The sequence below is a fragment of the Achromobacter sp. DMS1 genome, from assembly GCF_001270295.1.
Genome location: NZ_LHSJ01000081.1, coordinates 24,189 through 32,191, shown reverse-complemented (window position 1 = coordinate 32,191; position 8,003 = coordinate 24,189). Strand labels below are relative to the sequence as shown.

At 68.3% G+C, this 8,003-nt stretch carries 7 protein-coding genes and 1 pseudogene; 3 read left to right on the top strand and 5 right to left on the bottom strand.

Annotated features, from left to right (window positions below; all coding sequences use genetic code 11):
• The 3 genes and pseudogenes from AD428_RS11610 to purF form a co-directional block, all read left to right on the top strand.
• Positions 1–715, top strand: a pseudogene (locus tag AD428_RS11610) (SPOR domain-containing protein); the annotation flags it as partial.
• Positions 715–1,203: a CvpA family protein gene (locus AD428_RS11605; RefSeq protein WP_053245265.1), complete on the top strand. Its 489-nt coding sequence runs from the start codon at positions 715–717 to the stop codon at positions 1,201–1,203. The pseudogene AD428_RS11610 and the gene AD428_RS11605, both read left to right, overlap by 1 nt.
• A gap of 30 nt (positions 1,204–1,233) precedes the next feature.
• Positions 1,234–2,754, top strand: coding sequence for an amidophosphoribosyltransferase (gene purF, locus AD428_RS11600; protein WP_053245264.1), 1,521 nt, complete (start codon positions 1,234–1,236; stop codon positions 2,752–2,754).
• 91 nt (positions 2,755–2,845) lie between these two features.
• On the opposite strand, the gene AD428_RS11595 is transcribed toward purF, so the two are convergent.
• The 5 genes from AD428_RS11595 to AD428_RS27885 form a co-directional block, all read right to left on the bottom strand.
• Positions 2,846–3,325, bottom strand: coding sequence for a disulfide bond formation protein B (locus AD428_RS11595; RefSeq protein ID WP_053245266.1), 480 nt, complete (start codon positions 3,323–3,325; stop codon positions 2,846–2,848).
• A gap of 64 nt (positions 3,326–3,389) precedes the next feature.
• Complete coding sequence (locus AD428_RS11590; protein ID WP_053245263.1) at positions 3,390–4,103, bottom strand: MarC family protein; 714 nt, start codon at positions 4,101–4,103, stop codon at positions 3,390–3,392.
• A gap of 55 nt (positions 4,104–4,158) precedes the next feature.
• A complete protein-coding gene (locus tag AD428_RS11585; RefSeq protein ID WP_053245262.1) occupies positions 4,159–6,756 on the bottom strand; it encodes a [protein-PII] uridylyltransferase in 2,598 nt (865 codons plus the stop codon).
• 25 nt (positions 6,757–6,781) lie between these two features.
• Positions 6,782–7,606 (bottom strand): type I methionyl aminopeptidase, encoded by an 825-nt coding sequence (gene map, locus AD428_RS11580; RefSeq protein ID WP_053245261.1) that lies wholly within the window; start codon positions 7,604–7,606, stop codon positions 6,782–6,784.
• A gap of 174 nt (positions 7,607–7,780) precedes the next feature.
• The coding region (locus tag AD428_RS27885; RefSeq protein ID WP_235489911.1) for a hypothetical protein at positions 7,781–8,003 on the bottom strand (223 nt) is incomplete at its 5' end.

The following is an 8,003-nucleotide window of genomic DNA, read 5'->3' as shown; positions in this document are numbered from 1 at the left end:
GCTGGCCGGAGGCCGTCGGCGCTGGTGCTGGCAGCGGTCCATCGTGGCTGCCAGGTGCTCCGATTCGCAGCCCCAGCCGGTCGCCGACAACATTCCCCATCCGCGTCCCCGAGCGCAATACGCCGTTCCCAGCCCAGGTGAGCGAGCCCCAGGCTGCGCGCCCGCCGCTCCTGCCGAGGAAACCCCGCCCGCCGCGTCTTCCGACCCCGCTGCGGTTCCGCCGCCGCTGGCCTCGGCCACGCCGCAGCAGCCTCCCGCTGCCGCCCAGGCGCCGCAGCATGCGCAGCCGCCGGCGGCCGCGGCCAAGCCCGAAAGCCGGCCCGAGACCAGGCCGGAAACGAAGCCCGCCGAGCCCAAGCCCGAACCCAAGCCGGCGGCCAAGCCCGCCGACAGCCGCACCGACGACGGCTCGCGCGCCCTGGCGCTGCTCGAAGGGCGCTCGGCCCCGGCCGCCTCCGCGCCCAAGGCGCAGTCGTCCAAAGGCAATTTCGTGCTGCAGATCGCGGCCTACACCACGGCGGAAGACGCGCAGTCGCGCCGGACCAAGCTGCACCAGGCCGGCGTCACCAATGCTTTCGTCGAGCCCGCCAACATCGGAGGCAAGCAGCAGTACCGCCTGCGCGTGGGGCCGTTCCCCTCGCGCGAGGCGGCGCAAGCGGCCCAGGCGCGCCTGCGCACCCTGGGCTATGACAATGGCTTCATCGCCGCCCAGTAGTGACCGGCTTCGATTTCGTCGTGCTGGCCATCCTGGCGGTATCGGGTGTGCTGGGCCTGGTGCGCGGCCTGCTGAAAGAGGTGCTGTCGCTGCTGGCGTATCTGCTGGCGTTCGTGGCGGCCGTGTGGTGGGGCCCCACGGTCTATGGCTGGCTGGAGCCCTATATTGAAACGACGATGCTGCGCATGGGGGTGTCCTACGCCGCCGTGTTCATCATCGTGCTGCTGGGCGTGGGTCTGGTCAACATGACGCTTGCCGCCTTGATCCGCACCACCGGACTCGGTCCCGCCGACCACGGCCTGGGCGGGATGTTCGGGTTGGCGCGGGGGCTGTTGATCGTGCTGGCCCTGGTCGCCGCGGCCGGCTATACGCCGCTGCCCGAAGAGCCGTGGTGGAAGGACGCCATGTTTTCGCATTCGGCCATCGAGGCCATCCGACACATCAAGACGTGGCTGCCGCCTTCGCTGGCGGCGCTGCTGCCGTATTGATCTGCTTTAAATCAACCAGGAAATCTCACCATGTGTGGAATCGTAGGCGTCATCGGGCGCGGGCCGGTCAACCAGCTCCTCTATGACAGCTTGCTGCTGTTGCAGCATCGCGGGCAGGACGCCGCGGGCATTGCGACGTCGCAGGGCACCCAGTTCAATATGTTCAAGGCGCATGGGCTGGTGCGCGACGTCTTCCGCACGCGCAACATGCGCGCGCTGCCCGGCAACTCGGGCATCGGACAGGTTCGCTATCCCACCGCGGGCTCCAGCGCCAGCGAAGAAGAAGCCCAGCCGTTCTACGTGAACGCCCCGTTCGGCATCATGTTCGCCCACAACGGCAACCTGACCAACTGGCGCGAGCTGCGCGAATCGCTCTACCGCGTCGATCGCCGCCACATCAACACCAATTCCGATTCCGAAGTGCTGCTCAACGTGCTCGCGCACGAGCTGCAATCGGCCGCCAGCGGTGTGTCGCTGGACGACGACGCCATGTTCCGCGCGGTGGCCGCCGTGCACAAGCGCGTGCGGGGCGCCTATGCGGTGGTGGCGCAGATCTCGGGCTACGGCCTGCTGGCCTTCCGCGACCCCTACGGCATCCGTCCGCTGTGCATCGGCCGCCAGGACACCGACGAAGGTGTCGAATGGATGGTGGCCTCGGAATCGGTGGCGCTGGAGGGCAGCGGCTTTTCGTTCGTGCGCGACGTGGCGCCGGGCGAGGCGGTGTTCATCGACCTGGACGGCCGCCTGGTGAGCCGCCAGTGCGCCGAGAATCCGCAGCTCGTGCCCTGCATTTTCGAATACGTGTACTTCGCCCGCCCGGATTCGCTGATCGACGGCGTGTCCGTCTACGACGCCCGCCTGCGCATGGGCGAATACCTGGCCGACAAGGTGGCGCGCAACATGCGCCTGGGCGACATCGACGTGGTCATGCCGATTCCCGATTCGTCGCGCCCGGCCGCCATGCAGCTCGCCGCGCGCCTGAACCTGGACTACCGCGAGGGGCTCATCAAGAACCGCTACGTGGGGCGCACCTTCATCATGCCCGGGCAGGCCGTGCGCCGCAAGTCGGTGCGCCAGAAGCTCAATGCCATTGGCATGGAGTTCAAGGGCAAGAACGTGCTGCTGGTCGACGACTCCATCGTGCGCGGCACCACCAGCCGCGAAATCGTCGAAATGGCGCGCGCGGCGGGCGCCAACAAGGTGTACTTCGCCTCGGCCGCGCCTCCGGTGCGCTTCCCCAACGTGTACGGCATCGACATGCCCACCCAGAAGGAGCTCATCGCCACCGGTCGCAGCGACGAGGAAATCGCCCGCACCATCGGCGCCGACAGCCTGGTCTACCAGGACCTGGCCGACATGCAGCAGGCCGTGCGCGACATCAATCCCGCGCTGACCCGCTTCGAGGCGTCGTGCTTCGACGGAGAATACGTCACCGGGGATATCACCGCCGAATACCTGGCCCGCCTGGGCCAGTCGCGCGCGGACGCCGGCACCGACGAGCCGCCGGGCGGGCTGCAGTTCAACATGGGCTACGCGGCCAACGACGCCTGAGGGCTGAGGCCGCGGCGGAGCGCGCAAGAACGCCTGCCGCGCCCGGAACTGCCCCCGGCGCCCGGAATCGCATCCGGGCGCCGGGGGTTTTTCATTGCGCGCCGCGCCGGAACAGCACGGGCAGCGCCATGAAGAACAGGATCGCGAAAAGCGCCAGGCTCCACAACGCGTACTCGATGCCCATTACCGACACCACCGCGTCCATGCAGGTGGCGTAGATGCCGAACAGCCAGGGCACGGCGGCGTCCAGGCCCAGGCCGCTCATGAAGCGGTCGGCGAAGGTCTGGTCGCACGACAGCATCTGTGCGGCCACGCTGTACTGGTACCAGGCCGCCGCGACGCCGCAGAGCGACAGCGCCGCGGCCAGTCCGCCGCCCAGGCGCGCCAGTCCGCCCCCGCCCAGGCTGCACAGCAGGGCGGCCACGCCGATGACCAGGTAGATCAGGCGCTGCATGACGCACCACGCGCAGGGCGGCATGTCGAACAGATGCTGGGACGCGAGCGCGATGCCGACCGCCGCGAAGCAGAAGAGGGCGATGAGACGGAGCAGGCGTTGGGAATGGGAATGCATGGGCATGGGAAGCAGGACAGGGAAATAGGCCGGGAGAATGGCGTGGGTCCAGGGGCGACACGCTTTAGGCCGGGTGGACGGGAATTGGTTGCATGGACTGCTGCAACAGGGCCAGCACCAGGTCGCGCGCGCCTTCCCAGAAGATCTGCACGCCCAGGCAGAGCATGATGAAGGCCGACATGCGCATGAAGACCGCGGTGCCGTTGTCGCCCAGCCGGTGCAGCATCTGCGCGGCGAAGCGCAGGCAGACGTAGAGCGTGGCCGAAACCAGCAGAATGCCCGGCAGCGAGCCCGCCAGCCGCAGCAGGCTGAGCCCGGCGTGCTGGTCGCGCAGCGAAACGCCCACGGTGATGGCCGCGGCGATGGAGCCCGGGCCGCAGCTGATGGGAAAGGTCAGGGGGTAAAAGGCCCGCGAGCGCGCCATTTCGGGCGTGAACGACTCGGCCATGCGTGCGACGCGCTCGGTGTCCGCGTCCGGCGAGTTGACCAGGCGCCAGGCGCTGGCGATGACCAGCATGCCGCCGCCCACGCGCACGATGGACAGGGAAATGCCGAAAAAGCTCAGCACCACGTTGCCGGCCACCATGGCCACCGCCAGCATCAGCCCCACGTTGATGGCGACGCGCTTGGCCAGCACCGTGCGGGTGGCCGACGACGCGCCCTCGGTCAGCGAGAGAAAGATCGGCGCGATGGCGGGCGGATTGAGAAACGGCAGCAGCGTGGCCACGGTGAAGAAAAAGCTGGAGCCGAACGCGCGCAGAAAGTCGTTGATCCCCATGGGCAGCAGGAAGGCGGGCCGAAAACCGGATTGTATGCGCTGGCGCGCCGCGGCGTCAGGCGGCCTGCCGGCGGGTATCCTCGCCCGCCAGGGCGTCCAGCACGTCGCGTTCGAACTGCATCTGCGAGCGCGGCCGCTCCAGCGCGGCGCCGTCCACGATGAACACGTCTTCCACCCGGTCGCCCAGCGTCATGATCTTGGCCATGAGCAGGTTCACTTCGTGGCGGGCGAATACGCGGGCCAGCGCGTACAGCAGCCCGGGGCGGTCGGTGGCCGTTACCGACAGCCGCCACGACTTGCTGCGTTCGTCCGGCTGCAATTCGGCCTGGGGCATGACGGGAAACACTTTGGAGACGCGCGACTGGCGCGCGCGGCCGAAATGGCCTGTCGCGGGCGCATGGGCGCCTTGCGGATCGCGCAGGCGCCCGGCCAGCTCATGCTCGATCAGCGTGGCCTGCGCGCGCAGGTCGGATGCGCCGTCCGGCGGCAGCACGATGAAACTGTCCAGCGCCCACCCGTGGCGGGTGGTGTGGATGCGCGCGTCCTGGATGGAGAGCGATTTGGCGTCGAAGTAGCCGCAGATCGCCACGAACAGGTCGGGCACGTCGCGCGTGTACACCATGACCTGCAGGCCTTCGCCGTGCTCCGTGGGGCGGGCGCGCACCACCGGCCCGTCGGGCGCCACCTGGTAATAGAGATGGCGCGTGTGCCAGGCGATGTCGGACGCTTCGTGGCGCAGGAAATACGCCACGTCGAGCTGGTTCCAGAATGCCTCGCGGGCTTCATCGCGCAGGCCGGCCAGCCGCGTGAGGCGCGCGGCTTCCTCCTTGCGCTCCGTCAGCACCGTATGGGCGTCGGCATGGGCGCCGCCCAGCGCCGCCAGCGTGAGCCGGTACAGGTCTTCGAGCAACTTGCCTTTCCAGGCGTTCCAGACCTTGGGGCTGGTGCCCCGGATGTCGGCCACGGTCAGCAGGTAGAGCGCGGTGAGGTGGCGCTCGTCCTTGACGGTGGCGGCGAAATCCTGGATGACCGCCGGGTCGGAGAGGTCGCGCTTCTGCGCCACGGCCGACATCAGCAGGTGCTGGCGCACCAGGAATTCCACCAGCCCCGCGTCTTCGGGGTCCAACCCGTGGTCCAGGGCGAAGCGGCGCACCTCGCGCGCGCCCAGTTCGGAATGGTCGCCGCCCCGGCCCTTCGCGATATCGTGGAAAAGCGCCGCCACGTAGAGCAGCCAGTGGCGGTCGAGCCCGGCGATGAGCTGGCTGGCCAGCGGATACTCCTGGGCATGCTCGGGCATGGTGAAGCGCCGCAGGTTGCGCACCACCGCCAGCGTGTGTTGGTCCACCGTGTAGGCATGGAAGAGATCGTGCTGCATCTGGCCCACGATGCGGCGGAAGACCGGCAGGTAGCGCGGCAGGATGTTCAGCATGGTCATGCGGCGCAGCTCGTGCACGATGCCGCGCGGCTGCTGCAGGATCTGCAGGAACAGTTTGCGGTTCACCGGATTGCGGCGGAACTGCGCGTCGATGCGGTGGCGCGAGTGCCAGATGGCGCGCAGGGTGCGCGCCGACATGCCGATCAGTTCGGGATGCTGCTGCATGACCAGGAACGCGCGCAGCAGCAGGGTCGGGTTGCGCTCGAAACCGTCGTCGCGAATGATGTCGAGGCGGTCGCGCAGGTTGCGGAAATCGTCGTCGATGTCGTGCGCGTCGCCGTCAGGCCGCGGAAACAGGCGCTCCTCGATGTTCTGGACCAGGATGACGTTGAGCTGCGTGACGAGGCGGGCCGCCCAGTAGTAGCGCTGCATCAGCAGCTCGCTGCCGCGGCGGGTCGCCGTGGCGTGGATGCCGTACACCCCGGCCAGCGCGGGCTGCAGGTCGAACAGCACCCGGTCTTCGCGCCGGCGCGCGAGCAGGTGCAATTCGATGCGCAGACGCTTGAAGGCTTGCTCGGCCCGGCGCAGGTCGCGCGCCTCGGACTGCGTCAGCAGCCCGTTCTGGGCGACCGCGCGCCAGGTGCTGCCGAAGCCGGCGGCGCGCGCCATCCACAGGATGACCTGCAGGTCGCGCAGGCCGCCCGGCGATTCCTTGCAGTTGGGCTCCAGGGCGTAGGGCGTGTCCTGGTAGCGCGCATGCCGCTGCTGCATTTCGACCCGCTTGGCGCGGAAGAAGGCGCGCGGATCCAGGCGCGACCGGGTCGCGGCCTCGAATTTCTTCATCAGCGTGCGGCTGCCGGCCAGGAAGCGCGATTCCAGCAGCGCCGTCTCGACCGTGATGTCCGCCGCGGCCTCGCGCTCGCAGTCTTCGATGGTGCGCACGCTGTGGCCGGGTTCCAGCCCGAGGTCCCACAGCGCGGCCACGAGTTTTTCGATGGCCGACTCGTCTTCGGGCGTGGGCGGGTGGGGCAGCAGGATGAGCAGGTCCACGTCCGAATGCGGATACAGCTCGCCGCGTCCGTAGCCGCCCACGGCGGCCAGCGCCGCGCCGGCCGGCAGGGGCGCATGCTTGACGAGGTCGCGCAGCGCCGCGTCCACGATGCGGCGCAGCTCCGTCAACAGCGTGTCGGGGCGCTCGTGCTGGCGAAACTGCTCCACCGCCTTGCGCCGGGATTCCTGGATGCGTTCTCGCAGCGAAGTGAGACTGGCGGCGGTCATGGCGGAGCGGGTCGGGCAGGGTGGATCAGACGGGGGCGAGGACGACGGACGAGCCCTCGATGAAAGCGGGCGGCCGGGGCATGCCGGGCGACACCGTCAGCACTTCGCAGCCCGTTTCGGTTACGCACACAGCATGCTCCCATTGCGCGGACAGGCTGTGATCGCGCGTCACGACCGTCCATCCGTCGGACAGCTGGCGGATTTCGCGGCGGCCGGCGTTGATCATAGGCTCGATGGTGAAGAGCATGCCGGTTTCGAGCGTCACGCCCGTGCCGGGCTTGCCGTAGTGCAGCACCTGCGGGTCTTCATGGAAGCGCTGGCCGATGCCGTGGCCGCAGAATTCGCGCACCACCGAGAAGCCGTTGGCCTCGGCATGGCGCTGGATGGCGTTGCCCACGTCGCCCAGCGTGGCGCCGTGCCTGACCTGCTGGATGCCCTTCCACATGCACTCGAAAGTGATGTCGGTGAGGCGGCGGGCCAGGATGGACTGCTCGCCCACCGCGTACATGCGGCTGGTGTCGCCGAACCAGCCGTCCTTGATGATGGTGACGTCGATGTTGAGGCAGTCCCCGTTTTTCAGGACCTTGTCGCCCGGGATGCCATGGCAGACCTGGTGGTTGACCGAGGTACAGATGGCGCCGGGAAAGGGCGGATAGCCCGGCGGGGCGTAGCCCACGGTGGCCGATTTCACCTTGAGCTCATCGGTGAGGTACTCCAGGCACAGGCGGTCGAGCTCGCCCGTGGTCACTCCCGGCTTGACGTACGGCGTGATGAAATCGAGGATCTTGGCGGCGTCCTGGCAGGCGGCGCGCATTTTGGCCAGGTCGGCCGCGTTCGTGATGATGCCCATGGATGACTGAGGCTCTCTTGCTTGAATGTCTGGCTGAAAGAATAGTAGAATTATAGGCTTCCCCGAATTTTTGGGGTCGGTATTGAGTATTGATCGGGTCTACGATTAAGAGACGCGGTTAAGAGACGGTTTTAGAGACGGTTCTAGAAACAGTTTTAGAGGCGGTTCAGAGGGTTACGGCAAGAGCCGGGCCCGGCGGCGCTTTTTGGCGTTTGCCGGCCTGTTGCGGTTGGTCCTGTCGGGTTTGCCGGCGGCCTGCCGCGCGGCTTGCGCGGGGCCTGGTTTCGGACGGCGCGTGTCGCCTGCCGTCTGGTTGCAAGCGAAGGTTGCAGCCAGGCTGGCGGGCGGGGCGCGCGGCGCGGACCGGGCGTGCGCGGGCGGCGCGACGAGGCGGGCG